Here is a 766-nt window from a genome sequence, read left to right on the forward strand (position 1 = left end):
GACCGACTCGTTCCTGAACTTCTTCCGCTCCTCGGCGGTGACGCTCAAGGTCGAAGGTCTGTACGTGCAGTTCGACCGCAACAACCGCAACGCCGTCGGCCTGCCGCTCGTCGGCGGCTTCCAGACCGCCAACGGCCTGATCCCGGTGTTCTCCGGTGGTCCGCTGCGTCGCGACGACAACTCGTTCGCCGTCGTCCGCGCCGGCGTGAACTACAAGTTCGGCTCGTACTAAGCCGATCCGCCGGAGCCTGGGCCTCGCCCGGGCTCCGAGCCATAAAAAAATCGGGTCTTGAAACCGAAAAGCCCGGCCTTGCGGCCGGGCTTTTCTCGTTCGTCGCCTGTCCGGCGGCCCGGCGTGTCGGGCGGCGGCTCGCGCCGCCCGACCAGGCTCAGGCCGAGGCGGTCTGGGCGCTGATCCAGCGGGCGAGGTCGCCCTTCGGGGCGGCGCCGACCTTCTGGTCCACCCGCTCGCCGTTCTTGAAGAGCAGCAGGGTCGGGATCGACCGGATGCCGAACTGGGCGGCCACGCCCGGATTCTCGTCCACGTTGATCTTGGCGATCTTCACGCGGCCCTGGAGGTCGGCGGAGATCTCCTCCAGGGCGGGACCGATCTGCCGACAGGGGCCGCACCACTCTGCCCAGAAATCCACGACCACGGGCTCGGCGGACTTGAGAACGTCCTGCTCGAAGCTCGCGTCGGTCACTTTCACCGTCGCCATCACAGTCCCTTTCGTCAGCGCGGGCGGCGTCGCGTGGACGCCCGCCG

At 68.3% G+C, this 766-nt stretch carries 1 protein-coding gene and 1 pseudogene; one reads left to right on the forward strand and one right to left on the reverse strand.

Annotated elements, in window-relative coordinates; genetic code table 11:
- Nucleotides 1-232: pseudogene (locus AX737_RS34250) on the forward strand (porin family protein); the annotation flags it as partial.
- Nucleotides 233-389: 157 nt separating this feature from the next.
- Here the strand turns inward: AX737_RS34250 and trxA are convergent.
- Nucleotides 390-719 carry a thioredoxin gene (gene trxA / locus AX737_RS09135; RefSeq protein WP_066920759.1) on the reverse strand — a complete coding sequence of 110 codons (330 nt, stop codon included), beginning with the start codon at nucleotides 717-719 and terminating at the stop codon, nucleotides 390-392.
- Between the last annotated feature and the right edge of the window lie 47 nt (nucleotides 720-766).

Source organism: Methylobacterium sp. CCH5-D2 (genome assembly GCF_001556475.1).
Classification (GTDB): Bacteria; Pseudomonadota; Alphaproteobacteria; order Rhizobiales; family Beijerinckiaceae; genus Methylobacterium; species Methylobacterium hispanicum.

Bases quoted from the DNA above. Each gene is read 5' to 3' on its own strand.
- trxA (WP_066920759.1), bottom strand. From the start codon at position 719: ATGGCGACGGTGAAAGTGACCGACGCGAGCTTCGAGCAGGACGTTCTC.